Annotated in this window: 18 protein-coding genes and 1 pseudogene; 11 read left to right on the top strand and 8 right to left on the bottom strand. The window is 74.9% G+C overall.

From position 1 onward, the window contains the following. Positions 1–49: 49 nt before the first annotated feature. The 3 genes from ACZ6PY_RS14880 to ACZ6PY_RS14870 all read left to right on the top strand — a co-directional run bounded on the left by ACZ6PY_RS14880 (position 50) and on the right by ACZ6PY_RS14870 (position 3,190). Positions 50–1,144 carry a CapA family protein gene (locus tag ACZ6PY_RS14880; protein ID WP_466072430.1) on the top strand — a complete coding sequence of 365 codons (1,095 nt, stop codon included), beginning with the start codon at positions 50–52 and terminating at the stop codon, positions 1,142–1,144. Positions 1,145–1,211: 67 nt separating this feature from the next. Then, the gene (locus ACZ6PY_RS14875; protein WP_466072428.1) at positions 1,212–1,880 is read left to right on the top strand and encodes a GntR family transcriptional regulator; all 669 of its coding nucleotides are present in this window, start codon (positions 1,212–1,214) and stop codon (positions 1,878–1,880) included. Continuing rightward, entirely contained in the window at positions 1,877–3,190 is a 1,314-nt protein-coding gene (locus tag ACZ6PY_RS14870) for an MFS transporter (protein ID WP_466072426.1), read from the top strand. Before ACZ6PY_RS14875 ends, ACZ6PY_RS14870 begins: the two co-directional genes overlap by 4 nt. Here the strand turns inward: ACZ6PY_RS14870 and ACZ6PY_RS14865 are convergent. Beyond that, positions 3,183–3,602, bottom strand: coding sequence for a hypothetical protein (locus ACZ6PY_RS14865; RefSeq protein WP_466072424.1), 420 nt, complete (start codon positions 3,600–3,602; stop codon positions 3,183–3,185). The genes ACZ6PY_RS14870 and ACZ6PY_RS14865 overlap by 8 nt on opposite strands. A 253-nt stretch (positions 3,603–3,855) precedes the next feature. Between ACZ6PY_RS14865 and ACZ6PY_RS14860 the strand changes: the two genes are divergently transcribed. Beyond that, positions 3,856–4,944, top strand: coding sequence for an S-(hydroxymethyl)mycothiol dehydrogenase (locus ACZ6PY_RS14860; protein ID WP_466072422.1), 1,089 nt, complete (start codon positions 3,856–3,858; stop codon positions 4,942–4,944). Next, on the top strand, positions 4,941–5,570 hold the full coding sequence (locus ACZ6PY_RS14855; RefSeq protein WP_466072420.1) for an MBL fold metallo-hydrolase: 630 nt from the start codon (positions 4,941–4,943) through the stop codon (positions 5,568–5,570). The genes ACZ6PY_RS14860 and ACZ6PY_RS14855 overlap by 4 nt, the downstream gene beginning before the upstream one ends. A gap of 45 nt (positions 5,571–5,615) precedes the next feature. Here the strand turns inward: ACZ6PY_RS14855 and tsaA are convergent, their stop codons facing one another. The 3 genes from tsaA to ACZ6PY_RS14840 are packed head-to-tail and all read right to left on the bottom strand — an operon-like array spanning position 5,616 to position 7,830. Continuing rightward, positions 5,616–6,026 carry a tRNA (N6-threonylcarbamoyladenosine(37)-N6)-methyltransferase TrmO gene (tsaA, locus tag ACZ6PY_RS14850; protein WP_466072418.1) on the bottom strand — a complete coding sequence of 137 codons (411 nt, stop codon included), beginning with the start codon at positions 6,024–6,026 and terminating at the stop codon, positions 5,616–5,618. Further along, positions 6,023–6,970 (bottom strand): anti-sigma factor RsbA family regulatory protein, encoded by a 948-nt coding sequence (locus tag ACZ6PY_RS14845; protein WP_466072416.1) that lies wholly within the window; start codon positions 6,968–6,970, stop codon positions 6,023–6,025. Before ACZ6PY_RS14845 ends, tsaA begins: the two co-directional genes overlap by 4 nt. Beyond that, a complete protein-coding gene (locus ACZ6PY_RS14840; protein WP_466072414.1) occupies positions 6,967–7,830 on the bottom strand; it encodes an MEDS domain-containing protein in 864 nt (287 codons plus the stop codon). Before ACZ6PY_RS14840 ends, ACZ6PY_RS14845 begins: the two co-directional genes overlap by 4 nt. A gap of 509 nt (positions 7,831–8,339) precedes the next feature. On the opposite strand from ACZ6PY_RS14840, the pseudogene rho reads away from it, so the two are divergent. The 5 genes and pseudogenes from rho to ACZ6PY_RS14815 all read left to right on the top strand — a co-directional run. Further along, positions 8,340–9,536 (top strand): annotated as a pseudogene (gene rho, locus ACZ6PY_RS14835) (transcription termination factor Rho); the annotation flags it as partial. A gap of 11 nt (positions 9,537–9,547) precedes the next feature. Beyond that, positions 9,548–10,012: a VOC family protein gene (locus tag ACZ6PY_RS14830; RefSeq protein WP_466072412.1), complete on the top strand. Its 465-nt coding sequence runs from the start codon at positions 9,548–9,550 to the stop codon at positions 10,010–10,012. A gap of 46 nt (positions 10,013–10,058) precedes the next feature. Then, positions 10,059–11,150 carry a DUF3626 domain-containing protein gene (locus ACZ6PY_RS14825; protein ID WP_466072410.1) on the top strand — a complete coding sequence of 364 codons (1,092 nt, stop codon included), beginning with the start codon at positions 10,059–10,061 and terminating at the stop codon, positions 11,148–11,150. A 213-nt stretch (positions 11,151–11,363) separates the two neighbouring features. After that, the gene (locus ACZ6PY_RS14820; protein ID WP_466073546.1) at positions 11,364–12,113 is read left to right on the top strand and encodes a hypothetical protein; all 750 of its coding nucleotides are present in this window, start codon (positions 11,364–11,366) and stop codon (positions 12,111–12,113) included. A 535-nt stretch (positions 12,114–12,648) separates the two neighbouring features. After that, positions 12,649–13,191, top strand: a complete 543-nt coding sequence (locus ACZ6PY_RS14815) for a hypothetical protein (protein ID WP_466072408.1) — start codon at positions 12,649–12,651, stop codon at positions 13,189–13,191. Between the two features lie 54 nt (positions 13,192–13,245). Here the strand turns inward: ACZ6PY_RS14815 and ACZ6PY_RS14810 are convergent, their stop codons facing one another. The 3 genes from ACZ6PY_RS14810 to ACZ6PY_RS14800 all read right to left on the bottom strand — a co-directional run bounded on the left by ACZ6PY_RS14810 (position 13,246) and on the right by ACZ6PY_RS14800 (position 16,772). Then, entirely contained in the window at positions 13,246–14,868 is a 1,623-nt protein-coding gene (locus ACZ6PY_RS14810) for an alkaline phosphatase D family protein (protein WP_466072406.1), read from the bottom strand. A 141-nt stretch (positions 14,869–15,009) separates the two neighbouring features. Beyond that, on the bottom strand, positions 15,010–16,464 hold the full coding sequence (locus ACZ6PY_RS14805; protein ID WP_466072404.1) for an MFS transporter: 1,455 nt from the start codon (positions 16,462–16,464) through the stop codon (positions 15,010–15,012). 71 nt (positions 16,465–16,535) lie between these two features. Continuing rightward, complete coding sequence (locus tag ACZ6PY_RS14800; protein WP_466072402.1) at positions 16,536–16,772, bottom strand: hypothetical protein; 237 nt, start codon at positions 16,770–16,772, stop codon at positions 16,536–16,538. Positions 16,773–16,921: 149 nt separating this feature from the next. Here ACZ6PY_RS14800 and ACZ6PY_RS14795 point away from each other — a divergent pair, with 149 nt between their 5' ends. Further along, a complete protein-coding gene (locus ACZ6PY_RS14795) occupies positions 16,922–18,076 on the top strand; it encodes a geranylgeranyl reductase family protein (RefSeq protein ID WP_466072400.1) in 1,155 nt (384 codons plus the stop codon). On the opposite strand, the gene ACZ6PY_RS14790 is transcribed toward ACZ6PY_RS14795, so the two are convergent. Next, entirely contained in the window at positions 18,077–19,111 is a 1,035-nt protein-coding gene (locus ACZ6PY_RS14790) for an NAD(P)-dependent alcohol dehydrogenase (protein ID WP_466072398.1), read from the bottom strand. It lies immediately after the preceding gene. Positions 19,112–19,169 lie beyond the last annotated feature (58 nt).

The following is a 19,169-nucleotide window of genomic DNA, read 5'->3' as shown; positions in this document are numbered from 1 at the left end:
GCCGGCGGGTCTCACGCGTGGCGGGACGCGCGGCGGGAACACCCCGGGCATGGCCGAGGTGACGCTCTTCCTCGCCGGTGACGTGATGACCGGGCGGGGCGTGGACCAGATCCTGCCGCACCCCGGCTCGCCCGAGCTGCGGGAGGAACTGGTCACCGACGCCCGCCGGTACGTGGCGCTGGCCGAGTCCGTGGCCGGGCCGGTGCCGCGCCCGGCCCCGCCCGGGTGGCCGTGGGGCGACGCGCTGCGGCTGCTCGACGCGGAACGCCCGGACGCGCGGATCGTCAACCTCGAGACGGCGGTGACGGCGCGCGGCGCGCACGACCCCGGCAAGGGCATCCACTACCGGATGCACCCGGCGAACCTGCCCTGCCTCACCGCCGCCCGGCTCGACGTCTGCGCCCTCGGCAACAACCACGTGCTGGACTTCGGCCCCACCGGCCTGGCCGACACCCTGGACGCGCTGCGCGGCGCGGGGATCCGGACCGCCGGCGCCGGCCGGGACGCCGACGAGGCGTGGCGACCGGCGGTGGTGCCGCTGGCCGGTGACCGCCGGCTGCTGGTCTGGTCGGTGGGCGCGGTGTCCAGCGGGATCCTCCCGCAGTGGGCCGCGGCGGCCGGCCGGCCCGGCGTGGCGTACCTGCCGGAGGTGTCCGCCGCGGCGGCCGGCGCGCTCGCCGAGCGGATCGCCTGGACCGTGCGGCCGGCCGACCTCGTGGTGGTCTCGGTGCACTGGGGGAGCAACTGGGGCCACGAGGTGCCGGACGGGCACGTCGACTTCGCGCACGCCCTGATCGACGCCGGCGTGCACGTGGTGCACGGCCACTCGTCCCACCATCCCCGCGCCGTCGAGCGCTACCGGGGCCGGCTGGTCCTCTACGGCTGCGGCGACCTGATCGACGACTACGAGGGGATCGGCGGGCAGGAGGCGTACCGGCCGGAGCTGCGGCTGCTGTACCTGGCCACCCTCGACGCCGCCTCCGGCGAGCTGCGGGCGCTGCGCCTCGTCCCGCTGCGGATGCGCCGGATGCGCCTGCGACCGGCCACGCCCGCGGAGGCCGGCTGGCTCGCCGACCTCCTCGACAGCGTCGGCCGGGGCACCCGCTTCACCCGCACGGCCGACGGCGTGCTCACGCTGCGCTGACGTGGCCCGGGCCACGTTCGGGCCGGTCGACGGCGGTGCCGCGCCGACCGGGGCGCACCATAGATACATGACGCATCCCACCCCCGTGTCCGGGGCGCGGCCGGCCGCGCCGTCCGCCGCCGAGCGGGCGTACCGGCACCTCAAGCGGGCGATCCTGGAGCAGGTCTACCCGGGCGGGCTGCTGATCAGCGAGGGGGAGATCGCCGAGGCGACCGGGGTGTCCCGGACGCCGGTCCGGGAGGCGCTGCTGCGCCTGGAGGCCGAGGGCCTCGTGAAGCTCTACCCCAAGCGGGGGGCCCTGATCCGGCCGGTCTCCGCCCGGGAGATCGCCGACGTCGTCGAGGCCCGCCGCCTGGTCGAGCTGCACGCCGCCGAGCGGGTCTGGCCGCGCCGGGCCGCCATCCGCGACGACCTGGCCCGCCGGCTCGACGAGATGCGCCGGGCGCACGCCGCCGGCGACGTCACCGCGCTGATGGCCGCCGACCGGGCCTTCCACGCCACCGTCGTGGAAGCGGCCGGGAACGAGATCCTCGCCGAGCTGTACCACCGGCTGCGCGACCGGCAGCTGCGGATGGGCGAGGCCAGCTTCCGGCTCTCGCCGGGCTGGGCCGAGGTGGCCCTCACCGAGCACGCCGGCCAGCTCGCCGCCCTCGACGGCGACGACCCGCGGGCCTGGCTCGACGCGGTCGGCGCGCACATCGACAACGCCGCGACCGTCCTGCGGACGCTGCGGTGACCGCCGCCCTCCGTACGGTCGCGCCGCGCCGGCCCGCCGCCCTGGTCTTCGCGGTGGCCGTCACCGCGTACGTGACCGCGGTCTTCCACCGCAGCTCGCTCGGCGTCACCGGGGTCGACGCGGCGGACCGCTTCCACATCAACGCCGCCGCCCTGGCCACCTTCAGCGTCGCGCAGCTCGCCGTCTACGCGGCCATGCAGGTGCCGGTCGGGGTGCTGCTCGACCGGTTCGGCTCGCGGCGGCTTCTGCTCGCCGGCGGTGCGCTCATGGTGGCCGGGCAGCTCTGCTTCGCCGTGGCCACCGACGTCCGGCTCGCCGTCGCCGCCCGGGTGCTGGTCGGCCTGGGCGACGCGATGACCTTCATCAGCGTGCTGCGGATCGTGGCGTTCTGGTTCCCGGGCCGGCGCAACCCCCTGCTCGTCCAGCTCACCGGCACGATCGGGCAGCTCGGCGCGGTGCTCGGCGCCGTACCCCTGGTCGCGTTGCTGCACCACGCGGGCTGGACGCCGGCGTTCCTCACCGCGGCGGCGCTCGGCGCGACCGTGCTGCTGGTGGTGCTCGTCGCGGTCCGGGACACCCCGCACGCGGAGCACACCACCGCGCTCGCCCCCGACCTGACGACGGTACGCCGGCAGCTCGCCGACGCCTGGGCCCAGCCCGGCACCCGGCTGGGCCTCTGGACGCACTTCGTCACGCAGTTCTCCGGCTCGGTGTTCGCCCTGCTCTGGGGCTACCCGTTCCTGGTGCAGGGCCAGGGCTTCTCGCCCACCGCGGCGGCCGGCCTGCTCACCCTGATGACCGTGGTGACCCTGGTCTGCGGGCCGGTGATCGCGCACCTGTGCGCCCGGCACCCGTTCCACCGCTCGGCCGTGGTCTTCGCCATCACCGCCGGCACCGCCGCCGTCTGGGCGGTGGTGCTGGCCTGGCCCGGCCGCGCCCCGCACGGCCTGCTCGTGGCCCTCGTGGTCGTCCTCGCGGTCAACGGCCCCGGCTCGGTGATCGGCTTCGACTACGCGCGCACCTTCAACCCGGTGCACCGGATCGGCAGCGCCACCGGCATCGTCAACGTCGGCGGGTTCGTCGCCTCGATCCTGCTGATCCTGGCGGTCGGCGTGGTGCTCGACCTGGCCACCCCGGCCGGCCGGAGCACGCCGCCGCTGTCGGCGTTCCGCTGGGCGTTCGCCGTGCAGTACCTGCTCTGGGGGCTGGGCGCGGTGCAGGTGCTGCGCTACCGCAACGCCGCCCGCCGCCGCTACGCCGCCGACGCCCCGCGGGTGCCCGCCGGCGCGGTGGGGAGCCCGGTCACGTGAACCGGCGCTTGTGGGCCAGCGAGTCCAGGATCAGCGTCAGCCCGGCCGCCACCAGCCAGCTGTCCTTGGCCAGAGCGATGCCGGCCTGGGACGGCTTCAGGCTGTTCCCCTCCCGCATCCCGGGCGTCTTCAGGTAGAGCTGCACCAGGCCGGCCCCGAAGGCGGTCAGCCCGGCGCCGGCCAGCAGCGACGGCACGAACGGGGTGAGCAGCGCGGCGCCCAGCGCGATCTCGGAACCGGAGAGCAGCTTCGCGAACTGGTCCGGCGGGAACTGCCGCAGCTGGGGCATGGCGCCGACCGCCATGCCGTGCATGCCGGCGGCGGCCTCGCCCTCCAGGGACCGCTTGGACAGCCCGGAATTCAGGAAGAACGCGCCGATGATGATCCGTAGTGGCGCATGGGTCAACCTCATGATCACTCCCGTCGGTGCCGGACAACCGGGCCACCGCGTACCCGGCGACGCGCGGGGATAACCCGCCGGACGGCGGTGGGCCGCGCACCGTGATCGGCGGTAGGTTTCGACGCACAGCGAACGCACGGGGCGCCGTGAGCGCGAGGAGTGAGCCGGGTCTGCGAGCCCCGCAGTCGCGAACGAAGGAGGCGCCCGTGAGCGCGAGGAGTGAGCCGGGTCTGCGAGCCCCGCAGTCGCGAACGAAGGAGGCAGAGTGAGCCAGGAAGTCCGGGGAGTCGTTTCGCGGCGCAAGGGCGCGCCCGTGGAGGTCGCCACCGTCGTGGTGCCCGACCCGGGGCCGGGTGAGGCGGTGGTGCGCGTCCAGTCCTGCGGGGTGTGCCACACCGACCTGCACTACCGCGAGGGCGGCATCAACGACGACTACCCGTTCCTGCTCGGCCACGAGGCCGCCGGCGTCGTGGAGCAGGTGGGGGAGGGGGTCACCGACGTGGCCCCCGGCGACTTCGTGGTGCTCAACTGGCGGGCGGTCTGCGGGCAGTGCCGCGCGTGCCGGCGGGGCCGCCCCTGGTACTGCTTCAACACGCACAACGCCGCGCAGAGGATGACGCTCACCGACGGCACCGAGCTGGCACCCGCGCTGGGCATCGGCGCGTTCGCCGAGAAGACCCTGGTGCACGCCGGCCAGTGCACCAAGGTCGACCCGTCCGCCCGGCCCGCCGCCGTCGGCCTGCTCGGCTGCGGTGTGATGGCCGGCCTCGGCGCGGCCATGAACACCGGCAACGTGACCCGGGGCGACTCGGTCGCGGTGATCGGCTGCGGCGGGGTCGGCGACGCGGCGGTAGCCGGCGCGACCCTGGCCGGCGCGACCACCGTCATCGCCGTGGACACCGACTCGCGGAAGCTCGACTGGGCGCGGAAGTTCGGCGCCACGCACACCGTCAACGCCTCGGAGGAGGACCCGGTCGAGGCCATCCGCGCCGCGACCGGCGGGTTCGGCGCCGACGTGGTCATCGACGCGGTGGGCCGCCCGGAGACGTGGAAGCAGGCCTTCTACGCCCGCGACCTGGCCGGCACCGTGGTGCTGGTCGGCGTACCCACCCCGGAGATGCGGATCGAGCTGCCGCTGCTGGACGTCTTCGGCCGCGGCGGCGCCCTCAAGTCCAGCTGGTACGGCGACTGCCTGCCCAGCCGCGACTTCCCGATGCTCACCGAGCTGTACCGGCAGGGCCGCCTCGACCTGGACGCCTTCGTCACCGAGGAGATCGCCCTCGACCAGGTCGAGGAGGCGTTCACCCGGATGCACCACGGTGACGTGCTCCGGTCGGTGGTGGTCTTCCCGTGACCGCCCGCGTCGACCACACGGTCACGTCCGGCACGTTCTCCCTCGACGGGCAGACCTTCGACGTCGACAACAACGTCTGGGTGGTCGGCGACGACGAGGAGTGCGTGGTCGTCGACGCGCCGCACGACGTCGCCGCCATCCGCGCGGTGGTCGGCGAGCGCCGGGTGGTCGCCGTCCTGGCCACCCACGCGCACGACGACCACGTCCGGGTCGCGCCCGAGCTGGCCCGGGCCACCGGCGCACCGGTGCTGCTGCACCCGGCCGACCGGGTGCTCTGGGACCTGGTCCACCCGGACACCCCGCCCGACGGCGACCTCACCGACGGGCAGACCGTCGAGGTCGGCGGCACCACCCTCCGGGTGCTGCACACCCCGGGCCACAGCCCGGGCGCGTGCAGCCTCTACGCCCCCGACCTCGGCGCGGTCTTCACCGGCGACACCCTCTTCGCCGGCGGTCCCGGCGCCACCGGCCGCTCCTTCAGCGACTTCGGCACCATCGTGGAGTCGATCCGCACCCGCCTGCTCACCCTGCCGCCGCAGACCGTGGTCCACACCGGGCACGGCGACGACACCAGCATCGCGGCCGAGGCGCCCCACCTCGACGACTGGATCGCCCGGGGGCACTGAGCCGACCGCCCGGCCGGGTCGCGGCCCGGCCGGGCGCCGCCGGCCTCAGCGCTCGCCGTCGAGCACCGGCTTGACGTCGAGGACGGGCGTGCCGTCGAGCGCCTCCAGGTCGGCCACCCGCAGCCGTACGCCGTCCACGGCGAGCACCCGCACCCGGTGCAGGCCGATCGGGTTCGGCCGGTGCGGCGAGCGGGTGGCGAACACCCCCGTCTCCGGCCGGGACACGTCGCCGCGCGGGTGCACCGCGAGGACGTCCCGCCGGGCCCGGTCCAACCAGGTCAGCACGAGCACGTCCGCGCCGGGCCGCAACCCGTCCAGCGCCGGCGCGTACGCCTCGTCGAAGACCAGCCACGCCTCCGGGGCGCCCTCGTCGCCCTGCTTCGGCGCGGTGGCCGGATCGGTCAGGGGCGACTCGACCCGGCCGACCGGACGCAGTGTCTGTTCGCTTCCCGTCACGGGACCTCCCGGAGCATGTGCAGCCGGACCGTGGTGCCGACCGCGGTGGTGTGCAGCAGCACCAGGTCGCACAGGGCGTGCACGATGACCAGCCCCCGGCCGCCGATGCCGTCGTGCGCGGGGGTGAGCCGGCCGGCGAGCGGATCGGCCAGCCAGCCGTCGTCGTGGACCTCGCACACCAGGTGCCGGTCGGTGCGCCACGCCTGGAGAAGGCCGGCGCCGCCCGCGTGGACCACGCTGTTCGTGGCCACCTCGGTGACCGCGATCTGCAGGTCGGCCACCCGGTCGGCGGAGAGCCCGGCGGCCCGCCCGTGCTCGGCGACGAACCGGCGGACGTGCGGCAGCGTCGCCAGGTCGTAGCGGAGTACCGCGACCTGCTCGGCGGGGGTGGGCAGCGGCTTGTTGTGCCGCTCGGTGACCGCCGCCGGCGCGTAGCCGGCGATGCGGCGGCACCCACGGCCGTCGACCAGCAGCGGGTGCGTGCAGCGCGCCTCGGCGAGCACGCCGGGGTCGAGCCGGTTCGCGTCGTACGGGCAGAGGATGCTCGCCTCCCGGCCGGCGAAGGCCCAGTTGATGGCGGCCTCGTGCTGGGCGCAGGCCCGGTACTCCTCGGTGGTGCGTCCCGCCCAGACCGGCTCGCCGATGATCCGGACCCGCCGCTCGGGATGCCGGTCGGCGAACGCCTGGAGCACGCACGGGATGATCCGGCCCGGGTTGCGTCCCGCCTCGGTCATGTCGGCCCAGCCGACGGGGTCGCCGGTCGCGCCGAGCGCCGCGCGGATCAGCGCGAGCTGCGGGCCCGGCGTCGCCACCAGCACCGGCTCGCCCGCGGCCAGTCCCTCCTGGACGAACGGCACGGTGACCGCCAGGAGGCTCGGGGCGTCGGTGTAGAAGGCCAGTTCGTGGCGGAAGCCGGCCGGTGCCGACCCGGTGGGCGCGCTCACGCGGACCGCTCCGGGGTCGGCACGTCGGCGAGCAGGTGCAGCAGGCGGTGCAGCGCCGGCCGGCAGCCCACCAGCCGTACGCCGGTGGCGCTCGCCCGGTCCGCCGCCACGATGGCGGTGGCGGCGCCCACGTCGGCGAAGCTCAGGTCGGAGACGTCCAGCACCGGCGGGGGCCCCGCCGCCCGCTCGTCGGCCGTCACGTCGTCCAGCACCGCGGTGAACGCCTCCCGGTTGCTCCGGTCCACCTGCCCCACGAGCCGCAACCCCGGCGGGTCGGTCGTCCGGTACGCCCGCAGCAGCGGCGCCCAGGTCCGCGCGGTGTGCGGACCGGCCGTGCCCGGATGGGCGGCGGCCACGGCGCGCAGGCCGTCGGCCGGGAAGAGCCGCCGGTCGTACAGGCACAGGCCGGCGACCCGGGTGTCCAGGAAGAGCGGGTTGAGCGCGGTCTCGTACCGGCGCAGGTCGTCCAGGGTGATGCCGGCGCTCAGCACCCACGCCATGTCGCCGGCCAGCCGGATCCCCGGGTAACCCTCGTGCCGTGCGCGGTCGACCTCGTCGACCACGACGGCGACCATCGTCTCCGGGGCCGGCCTGCCACTGGTCGGGTAGGCGTCCACGGCCGGCAGGATGCGCAGCTGGCCGGCGGCCACGGCGGTTTCGGTCGGCACGCCGACGGCGTCGACGCGGGCGCGTACCGCCTGCGGCGGGGAGGTCTCGGTGAAGCAGACGACCTTGTGACCGAGCCGCAGGCCGGTGGCGGCGAAGCGGCCGACGACGTCGAGCGCGACGCTCTCGTCGTCGTGCGTCCAGCAGACGTGGTCACCCAGGTGGACCTGGTCGACCACGGTGGTAGCAGTCACGGTGCTGGCCTCCCGGTCGGCGCGCCCCTCACTGTAGCCCCGCCCCGGGCGCCGACGGAGCCGGCCGTGATCCGCTTGTCGACGGCGGCATTCCGGGGTAACCTGCCGATGGACCCGGATGCCGGCGCGTCGCGCCACCCGGGGTCCACTCCACCGAGCTGACAGCTCATCCGGCGACACGGCGCCGATCCTGCCGCTAGCCCGCCGCCACCGCGTCCTGGCTCGCCTGACTCGGGCCTCCGCGCGAGTGAACCCGGCCATCGGCTCCCGCGCCGCCCGGCGGCTCGCCCGCTGGGTGCGCCTCCGGGCCTCAGGCCGCAGAGTCGCTTCCCGCCGTCTCTGGCCGGCCGCTCCGGCAGAACGTTTCACCGGCGCACAGGTCAGTGCGGCCACTCCGGCCTGCGCCCTCGCCGCGCGTCCCGCGGTTCGCCCCGCCCGGTCCGGCCGACGACCCGGCCCACGCCGGTTCGAGGACACGTGGCGAGGCCCGCATGCCTCGCCTCGCGCACCGAACGAGCCGACGCTCGCTTCTCCTTCGCCCGTCCCGATCGGGACGGGCACGCCCCGAAAGGCACCCGATGACCGACACCTCCGCGCCGCTCCCGGTGAGCGGCATCGTCGACACCGTCGACGACCACGCACTGCTCCGGGTGGACGGCTATCTGCCGTCCACCGCGGACGCCCACCTCAGCGCCGGCCAGCTGCGCCGGTACGGCCTGCGCCGCGGTGACCTCGTCACCGGCGCGGTCGCCGCCACTCCCCAGCGGGGCCGGCACGCCCCGCTTCTCCGGGTCGACACCGTCAACGGGACGCCCCCGGAACAGGCTCGCCGCCGCCCGGACTTCCACCGCCTCACACCGGTCCACCCGCACCAGCGGTTGCGGCTGGAGACCGAGCCGCACATCCTGACCACCCGGGTGATCGACCTGGTGATGCCGATCGGCAAGGGTCAGCGGGCGTTGATCGTCTCGCCGCCGAAGGCGGGTAAGACGATGGTGCTGCAGGCGATCGCGAACGCGATCACCCGCAACAACCCGGAGTGCCACCTCATGGTGGTGTTGGTGGACGAGCGGCCGGAAGAGGTCACCGACATGCAGCGGTCGGTGAAGGGCGAGGTCATCGCGGCCACGTTCGACCGTCCGTCGCAGGACCACACCACGGTGGCGGAGCTGGCGATCGAGCGGGCGAAGCGCCTGGTCGAGCTGGGCCATGACGTGGTCGTGCTGCTCGACTCCCTGACCCGGTTGGGCCGCGCCTACAACCTGACCGTCCGCTCGGCCGGCCGCACCCTCTCCGGCGGCATCGACGTCGCCGCGCTCACCCCGCCCAAGCAGCTGCTCGCCGCCGCCCGGATGGTCGAGGAGGGCGGTTCGTTGACCGTCGTCGCGACCGCCCTGGTCGACACCGGGTCCGCCGCGGACAACCTCATCTTCGAGGAGTTCAAGAGCACCGGCAACGCCGAGCTGAGGCTGGACCGCGCGCTGGCCGAACGGCGCACCTTCCCCGCCGTCGACGTGCGGGCCTCCGGCACCCGCCGGGAGGACCTGCTGCTCACCGCCGTCGAGCGGGACCGCCTGCGGGCCCTGCGTTCCGCGTTGTCCACCCTGGACCGCCAGGCGGCGCTGGACCAGCTCCTCCACCAGCTCGCCGGCACCGGCGGCAACGCCCACTTCCTGGCCCGCCTCGGCGCCGCGACCCGCGGCTAGGATCGGTGCCCATGGACGCTCCCCGGGCCGACCGGCCGCCGACCGTACGCCAGTTGCGCCTGGTCGTCGAGGCCGAGGACTACGACACCGCGGTCGCCTTCTTCCGGGACGCGCTGGGCCTGCCGGAGCAGGCCGCGTACTCGGGTGGCGACGGTGCCCGGGTGGTGATCCTGGAGGCGGGCCGGGCCACCCTGGAGCTGGCGAATCCCGCGCAGAAGCGGCTGATCGACGAGGTGGAGGTCGGCCGGCAGGTCGCACCCCGCCTGCGGGTGGCGTTCGAGGTGGACGACAGCCGGGCCGCCGCCGAGCGTCTCGTCGCGGCGGGCGCCACCGAGGTCGCCCCTCCGACGGTCACCCCGTGGCAGTCGCTCAACGCCCGCCTCGACGGCCCGGCGGGCCTGCACCTCACCGTCTTCCAGGAGCTGCGCAGCCCCGCGGAGCGGGAGGCCCTGGAGGGGTTCGGCACCGACGGCTGAGAATCCGCGTGGCGTGCCGCCGGTGGCTGCGGCGATACTTCGGCGCGTGCCCGACGTGACGTTGACCCCCGCACAGGCCGCCGCCCTCCGGCACGTCCGCGAGGTCGCCCTCCGCGACCGGCCCGCGGCGCTCGCCGTCATCGCCCGGCACCTCGCCGGCTCCGGCGCCGCCTACCACGCGGAGGAGATCGTCGCCGCGGTCGCCGCCCACGGGCGGCTGACCCTCAACTTCCACCCCGACCGGCTGCTGCGCGACGGCCGGACGGTGGCCGAGGCGCTCGACCAGGAGGGCGTCTACCGCAGCCAGTTCGAGACGGGCGTCTCCAACGGCGGCCTGACCGCCTTCCCCGGCGGCGACCGGGACCGCTGGGAGGAGCGGCTGTTCGGCGGGGCGTACCAGCGGCCCGGTGTGCCCCCGGCCGAGCGCCCGAAGTACGGCGGCCTCAACCTGCTCGACCATCCGGACGGCGCCTGCCCCCGGTTCGGCTCCTGCCACCTGCGGCTGCGGCCCGCCGCGCTCGCCCGGGCCACCTTCAGCTTCGGGGACAGCCACACCGAGCCGAAGGACCTCGGCACCGTCACCGTGTTCGAGCCCGTGCTCGCCGCGCTGCTGGCGGCCACCGCCACGACCGGGACCAGCCTCGGCGTGGCCGGCATGGACACCGGCACCCTCCTGCGGACGCTGCTGCGCCGCCGGGAGCGGGCGTCCGACGCGGCCGGCCGGGCGCTGGACGACTACATCGAGGCGCAGGTGCACGGTGAGCTGAGCCTCGCCCGGGACGTCGAGGCCGTGGTGGTGGACCCGTCGTTCCGGGGCACGGCGGAGGGGCGGATCCTCGCCGAAGTGGCCCGGCGACACGGCTTCGCGCTGTGCTGGCACACCGGGTTCGAACTGCCGGTCGACGGCGTCGACGCCGAGTTCCGGGGGCCGGCCATTCCACCGCTCGCCGCCCGCGTGCACGCCGAGTTCGCCCGCCCGGGAGAGCCGGTGCATGCCGCGCTCATCGGCCGCGCCGCCGCGTCGGTGGTACGCGAGCCGCAGCGCTGGGCCGACCGCGGCCCGGCCGAGGTGACCCTGCAGCACCTCAAGCAGCTCTGGCACGTCCTGGTCCGGTTCGGGGCACCCGCGGCCGGCTAGACCGTTTCCGCCGGACCGTCCGGGCCGTCACGGGTGTCCGGAACCCCGCGTGACCTGGACCGCAGCAACGGCAGGCGCGGGCATTTCCGGAATGCCCGACAGGTCGAGCTGGTTGTGTCCCCCGTACCGCCGGAACCCAAACCCGTACCGGCGAGTAGTCCCCGAGGGGCGCTCACCCCGGAGCGCGTCGTGACGATCGAAAGGGCAACCATCGTGAAGCAGCACTTCACTCGATGGCTCCCCGCCATCGCGAAGACCGCCGTGGCAACGACCGCCATCGCCAAGACCGCCGCCGCGAGGACCGCCGGCCCCAACCGCCGCACCGCGCTGACCGTGGCCGGCGTGGCCTGCCTGGGCGGGCTGGCGTTCGGCCCCACCGCCGTCGCCGCCCCCGTGACCAGCGGCCCGCACGCCGGGGCCCTGGCCGCCATCGACCTGGCCACCGGCAAGAAGACCGGCACCGAGACGGTGAAGTCCGGCCTGACCACCGGCAGTGACAAGGTCCCGACGAAGGCCGACCGCCCCGACCGGGAGAAGCTCATCCCGCGCGGTGTCGAGGGCGCCCAGTCGCGCATCCCGCTCGACGACGCGCAACTCGACAACGCCAAGGCCATCGTGAAGGCGGCCAAGGAGACCGGCGTGGGGGAGCGGGGCGCCGTGATCGGCGTCGCCACCTCCCTGCAGGAGTCGAAGCTGTACAACCTCGGTCACCTCGGCACGTACAACGACCACGACTCGGAGGGCCTGTTCCAGCAGCGCCCGTCGTCCGGTTGGGGTACGCCCGACCAGGTCACCGACCCGGACTACGCCAGCAAGGCGTTCTTCAACGCGCTGAAGAACGTCGGCGGCTGGCAGGACCTGCCGCTGACCGCCGCGGCCCAGACGGTCCAGGTGTCCGCCTTCCCGTACGCGTACGCGCAGTGGGAGGAGCAGGCGGCGGACATCGTCCAGCAGCTCTGGTGACGACACCCGCGAAGCGGCCGGCCCTCGGACAGAGGGCCGGCCGCTCCCGTCTGCCCCCGATGATTCCGTCCCTCGACGTCCCCGACCCGGCTTCGGTTCGTGGGGCGAATGTCCGGTTGCGGCCGCCCTGGGGGCGGTGAGTGGAGCGCTATGGATGTCTCCGGCGCCCGGATACCTCCATGCCGCTCCACCGAGCGTGCTCGGGTGGGCGTCGTGTCCGTTTCGCGGGGCGACCGGCGGCATCCCGGCGGTGGAATGGCCGGCGGGTGGGGGTCGTTATACCTGGCGCACGACCGAGGACCGCGGCCCCGCCCGGCGGGGTGCCTGGCCCCCCGCGACCCGCCCGCCGACGCGGGCCCCAGCCGCCGGGAATGATGGTGGCTGGCCGGTCGTTGGACATGGTCCCGGCGCGACGAAGAGGCCTTCGCCCCGTGCGCCGGATGATCCCCCTAAGACTTTGTTGAGCGCCTGACGGTGCTTGCGCACAGCCGACCCCCGTCGGCGTGTGTGCCAACCCCCGAATGGAGCTACCCCCATGAACACGATGCTGCGTAAGAGCGTGCTGGGTATTGCTGGTCTGGCCTTCACCGGTGGTGTGTTCGCCGGTCCGGTCGCCGCCCACGCAGAGCCGGTGGACACCAAGCCGGCTGCGGTGGCGACGGTGCAGGGCGCCCAGTCGCACATCGACCTGAACGACGAGCAGACCGCCAACGCCAAGGCGATCATCGCGGCGACGAAGAAGGCCGGCCTGCCGGAGCGGGCCGCGGTCATCTCGATCGCCACGAGCCTGCAGGAGTCGAAGCTGGAGAACCTGGGCCACCTCGGCGACGCCAATGACCACGACTCGCTGGGCCTGTTCCAGCAGCGCCCGAGCTCGGGTTGGGGCACGCCGGAGCAGATCACCAACCCGGAGTACGCGACCCTGGCGTTCGAGAAGGGTCTGAAGCAGGTCGACGGCTGGGAGAAGATGCCGCTGACCGAGGCCGCGCAGACCGTGCAGGTGTCGGCCTACCCGGACGCCTACGCCCAGTGGGAGCAGCAGGCCACCGACATCGTCCACCAGCACTGGAACAGCTGACCCAACGCAAGCTGGCCGGCACCCCGGAACACGGGGTGCCGGCCAGCGGCGTCTTCACACCGGGGCGTTCTCGGCGCGCAGGCGGGACGAGCCCGTCCCCACCGACCAGCCCGCCACCCACCGGCTGCCGCTGGTGCCGCTGGTCCGGTCGGTCAGGTGGTACCAGTCCATCCGGCAGCGCTGCGGGGTCACGTCGAGCACCCCGTACCCGTGCCCGTCCAGCTCGGCCCAGCGCACGTGCGGGTTCGTGGAGCGGAGCAGCCCCGCGCCGAGCCGGCTCAGCGGGTTGCCGGCCGGCAGCCTGAGGAAGTCGTTGACGTTGTCGCTGGTCACCGACGGGACGACGAACTCCGCGGCGGTCGGGTCGAACAGTGTGGTCCGGGTGGTCACCTCGTTGGCCCACGAGGTGTGGATGTCCCCGGTCAGGAAGACCACGTCGCGGGTGCCGGTGGCCCGCAGGTGGTTGACCAGTTCGTTGCGGTCGGCGTTGTAACCGTCCCACTGGTCGGCGTTGAGCACCCCGCCGTTCTCCGGGATGCCGAGCAGCTTCCCGAGCGGGCCGAGCAGCCAGGACGGCAACGCCCCGACGTCCAGCCGGGCCATCATCACCGGGTTGCCGACCAGCTTCCAGCGGGCGGCGGAGCCGGACAGTCCCGCCTTCAGCCAGGCCATCTGCGCGTCGCCGGTGATCGTCCGGTCCGGGTCGTCGACGTCGTCGCCGGACGCCTGCGCCGACCGGTACGAGCGGAGGTCCAGCATGGACAGCTCGGCCAGCCGGCCGAACCGGAACCGCCGGTAGATCGCCCCGTCCGCGCCGACCCGCACGGGCATCCACTCCAGGTACGCCTGCCGGGCGGCGGCCAGCCGGTCGGCGAACGGGCCCTCGGTGCCCGGCGTGTGGTTCTCCGCCCCGCCGGACCACTCGTCGTTGGCCACCTCGTGGTCGTCCCAGGTGATCACCCAGGGCACGGCGGCGTGCAGCGCCTGGAGATCGGGGTCGGTCTTGTAGAGCGCGTGCCGGATCCGGTAGTCGGCCAGGGTGAGCACCTCGTGCGCCGGCTGCGTCGGCCGGACCACCCGGCCGGCGGCGGCGAACTCGCCGGTCCCGTACTCGTAGATGTAGTCGCCGAGGTGGACCACGAGGTTCAGGTCCCCCCGGTCGGCCAGCCGCCGGTAGGCGGCGAAGTAGCCGGCCTCCCAGTTCGCGCAGGACACCACGCCCATCCGCAGCCGGTCGACGGCGGCGTCCACGGGCGGGGCGGTCATCGTCCGGCCGGTCGGCGACCAGGCGCCGGCGTGGCCGAAGCGGTACCAGTAGGTGGTGGCGGGGGCCAGGCCGGAGGCGGCGATCTTCACCGTGTGGTCCCGGGCCGGACCGGTGGTGAGCGTGCCGGCGGCGACCGGAGACCCGAAGTCGGGGTCGGTGGCGACCTGCCAGGTCACCTCCACGTCCGGACCGGCGCCGGAGCCGGGCAGGGCGTCGGGGGTCGGGGTGACCCGGGTCCACAGCAGGATCCCGTCCGGCAGGGGGTCACCGGAGGCGACGCCGTGCCGGAACGCGGCGGTGGCCGCGCCCGCGGGGGAGGGGCCGGCGAGGGTGGTGCCGGCCAGTACGGCGGTGCCGGCGGAGGCGCCGGCGAGGCGCAGGAGGGTACGACGGTCGAGGGTGTTCGTCATGACCCATGTATCTACCGCCGTCTACGTGTCCGACGCACCCCTCGGGACCGCGAATTCGCAAGCTGTTCTGCGCCGGTTCTCAATTCGAGGGCGCGGCGGCACGGTGTGGCCGACGCGCCTCGGCACCCCCGGTCACGTGGTTCAGGAGGACGAGTCGGGGCGGTTCCGGCCGGCGACGACGTCGACGAGCGCGGCCACCAGCGCCAGCGCGATGATCGCGACGGCCAGCAGCAGGGAGTGCCGGTAGGCGACGGTGAAGTCGCCCCGGCTGTCGGCCAGCGTGGAGAAGAACAGCGCGCCGACCGCGGCGATGCCGGCCGCCGAACCGATGCGTTGCCCGGTCTGCAGCATGCCCGCGCCGCTGCCGGCCTGCGGCACCGGCACCTCGGAGAGGGTCAGGGTCTGGTTCGGCGCGATGACCAGGCCGCTGCCGAGCCCGGCGAGCAGGAACGGCACGGCGAGCAGCAGCGGCACGGAGTGCCGGGGCTCGTCGCGCAGCACCCACACGGTGGCGAGCAGGCCGAGGATCACCACCAGCAGGCCGGCGGCGACCAGCGGGCGGCCGTACCGGGTGACGATCCGGCCGCCCACCGCGGAGGCGGCCGCCGAGCCGAGGGCGAACGGGGTGATGGCCAGGCCGGCGACGAGTGCGCTGTAGCCGAGCCCGACCTGCAGGTAGAGCGTGAAGATGAAGAAGATCGCGGTGAACCCGGCGAAGTAGACCAGGCCGATGAGCGAGCCCAGGGTGTACGAGCGCATCCGGAACAGCCGCAGGTCGAACAGGGGCGGCCGGTGCCGGCCGTACCACAGTTCCCACAGGGCGAAGCCGGCCAGGAAGAGCAGCCCGGCGGGGATCAGCGCCCACTTGCCGGCGCCGTGCCACTGCTCCCGCTGGACGAGTGGCAGCAGCACCATGGTGACCCCGACGCCGAGCAGCACCACGCCGACCGGGTCGAGGCGGTGCCGGTCCGGCTGGCCGGCCGGGCGGGCCGGGATGAGTCGCCAGCCGAGCACCACGGCGAGGACGCCGACCGGGATGTTCACGAAGAACACCCAGCGCCAGCCGTGCTCCTCCCCGCCGAGCTGGATGAGCAGCCCGCCGAGCAGCGGGCCGACGGCGGTGGAGATGCCGATGGTGGCGCCGAGCAGGCCGAACGCCCGGCCCCGCTCGGCGCCCCGGAACAACTGCTGGATCATGCCGCTCACCTGGGGGTTGACCACCCCGGCGGCGGCGCCCTGGACCAGCCGGGCGACGACCAGCCACTCCGGCGAGCGGGCCAGGCCGGCCAGCGCGCTGGTCAGGGTGAACAGCGCCACCCCGACCACGAACGCGGTACGCCGGCCGCGGGCGTCCCCGAAACGCCCGGCCGGCACCAGCACCAGACCGAAGGTCAGCGCGTAACCGGAGAGCACCCACTGCAGGTCGCTGGGTGTGGCGTGAAGCGCCCGGTCGATCGACGGCACGGCGACGTTCACGATGCTGACGTCCAGCAGGGTCATGAACGCCGCGACCAGGCCGACGCTGAGGGCCTTCCAGCGGCGCCGGTCGTCGGATCCGCCGGTGTCCACCGGCGCCGACGACCGGTCCGTGCTCATCGTGCCTCCCGAAGACCGTCGATCATGCATCCCCGATCGCTACCCGGCCCCGGGTGGGGCAAACGACGATGTCACGCCGGCTGGCGCGCGCACCACCGCGGTCCGAAGTCCAGGCCGGCCATCGGGGAGTCCTCCCGGTGCAGCAGCCCCCGCTCGGTGAGCAGGTGCAGCGGCTCGCGGAGCTCCTCCTCGGTCATACCGGCCTCCTGGGCGATCAGGTCCGGGTAGGGGACGTGTCCCCGCACCTCGAGCGCGGTCACCGCCTGGTACACCCGTTCCTCGATAGCAGACAGCCGTACCTGCTGCATCGTTTCCCTCCTCGGCATGGACCGCCCGACCGGCGGGCGGTCTGCGCCCGGCGGTTACCCCGGCGGCGTCCGATGATGCCCACCCGATCGGGGGGTCGGAGCCGGCGCGTGCCGGGCGGCCGGTCGGCGCCGTGGCCTAGGCTGCTCCCGTGATCATCTGGGACCTTGTCGTGGTCGGTGGCGGCCCCGCCGGCCTCTCCGCCGCGCAGGCGGCGGCCCGGGCCGGCGTCCGCACCCTGGTGGTCGAGCGGGCCACCCATCCCCGGTACAAGACCTGTGGCGGCGGCCTCATCGGCACGTCGCTGACCGAGGTCGCCGACCGGATCGAGGTGCCGGCGCACGACCGCGTCGCCCGGATCACGTTCACCCGGGACGGGCGACGCGGCTTCACCCGCCGGCACTCCGCGCCGCTGGTGGCCATGGTCCGCCGGGAGGAGTTCGACGACCGGCTGCGCGCCGCCGCCGTCGCCGCCGGCGTCGAGGTCCGCGAGGGCGTCGCGGTCCGCGCCGTCGAGCAGGACCCCGACGAGGTACGCCTGCGGCTGGCCGACGGCGACACGGTCCGCGCCCGCGCGGTGATCGGGGCCGACGGCTCGTCGGGCGTGACCGCCCGGCACGTCGGGGTGACCTGGCGGCAGGTCGACCTGGGGCTGGAGCTGGAGCTGCCGGTCCCACCCGCCGAGGCGGACCGCTGGCGGGGGCGGGTGCTCATCGACTGGGGGCCGGTCCCCGGCTCGTACGCCTGGGTCTTCCCGAAGGGCGACCGGCTCACCGTCGGTGTCATCGCCGCCCGGGGCGAGGGTGAGCGCACCCGGGCGTACCTGCGCGACTTCGTGGCGCGACTGGGCCTGGCCGGGGTCACCCCGGAGCACGACTCGGGGCACCTGACCCGCTGCCGGGCGGAGGACTCGCCGCTGCGCCGCGGCCGCGTCCTGGTCGCCGGGGACGCGGCAGGCCTGCTGGAGCCGTGGAGCCGGGAGGGCATCAGCTTCGCCCTGCGGTCGGGCCGGCTGGCCGGCGAGGCGGTGGCCGGCGGCGACCTCGGCACCTACGAGCGGGAGGTCCGCCGCGGGCTGGTGCCGGAGATGCGGGCCGGGCACCGCCTCCTGGAGGTCTTCACGCGGCGGCCCGACGTGTTCCACGCCCTGCTGGCGACCCCGCCGGGCTGGCGGATGTTCGTCCGGTTCTGCCAGGGGCAGGCCAGCTTCGCGCGGGTGCTGGCTCGCCGCCCGGTGCGGGCCGGCCTGGCCCTGCTGGACCGGCTGCCGCCGCGGCAGCCGGGCGCCGCGGAGACCGCGCGGTAGTCAGGGCACGACGACCGCGCGGCCGTGGATCTCCCCGCGGCGCAGCAGCTCGTACGCCTCCGGCGCGTCCGCCAGCGGGAACGTCTGCACGTCGGCCCGCAGCTGCCCGGTCCCGGCCAGGGCGATGACCTCCTGCAGCTCCGCCCGCGTGCCCCAGAACGGCACCTCGACCGCCGTCTCCAGCGGGACGGTCGGTGGCTCGTCGGCGACCGGCCGTACCGGCAGGGTGCCGCCGGCCAGGCCGACCAGGAGGATCTGACCGCCGGTGGCGACCACCTGCCGGGCGGTGGTGACGGTGGGGTCCGCGCCGACGAAGTCGAGCACCACGTCCGCGCCGTCCGGCGGCGGGCCCACCAGCGCCCGGATCCGGTCCACGCCGTCCGGGCCGGCCTGCACGAGGTCGGTCGCGCCCACCCGGCCGGCCAGGTCCAGGGCCGCGACGCTGGTGTCCACCGCGATGATCCGCACCGCGGTGGTGGCGGCCAGGATCTGCACCGCCATGTGGCCCAGCCCGCCGATGCCGATCACCACGCAGGAGGTGCCGGGACGCAGCCGGTCCCGGGCCAGCTCGACGGCGTGGTACGGGGTCAGCCCGGCGTCGGTGAGCGGGGCCGCCTGGGTCAGGTCCAGGTCCCCGACGGGCAGCAGGCGCGAGGCGGGCACCACCACGTGGTCGGCCAGCCCTCCGTCGCGGCTGAGCCCGACGCCGCCGACCGGCACCACCCGGCACTGGTTCTCCGCGCCCCGCAGGCAGGCCCGGCAGCGGCCGCACCCGATGATCCCGTAGACCGCGGCCCGGTCCCCGGCGGACCACCCGGTGACGCCCGCACCGAGCTGGTCGACGGTGCCGGCGATCTCGTGCCCGAGGGTCATCGGGATCGGGAAGACCCCGGCCGGCGCGTCGAGGACGTGCAGGTCGGAGTGGCAGGCGCCGACCGCGCCGACGCGCAGCAGCACCTCGCCCGGCCCGGCCGTCGGCGTCGGCACCTCCACCTGCTCCAGCACCCCGGGTGCGGTCATCCGTACCGCGCGCATGGTCGCCCTCCACCCTGTCGCCGGACGGGTCGGGGCGGCTTACCCGGGCCGGATCGGT

This window comes from Micromonospora sp. NPDC048907, assembly GCF_055586885.1.
This window is presented reverse-complemented; position numbering and strand designations above follow the sequence as displayed.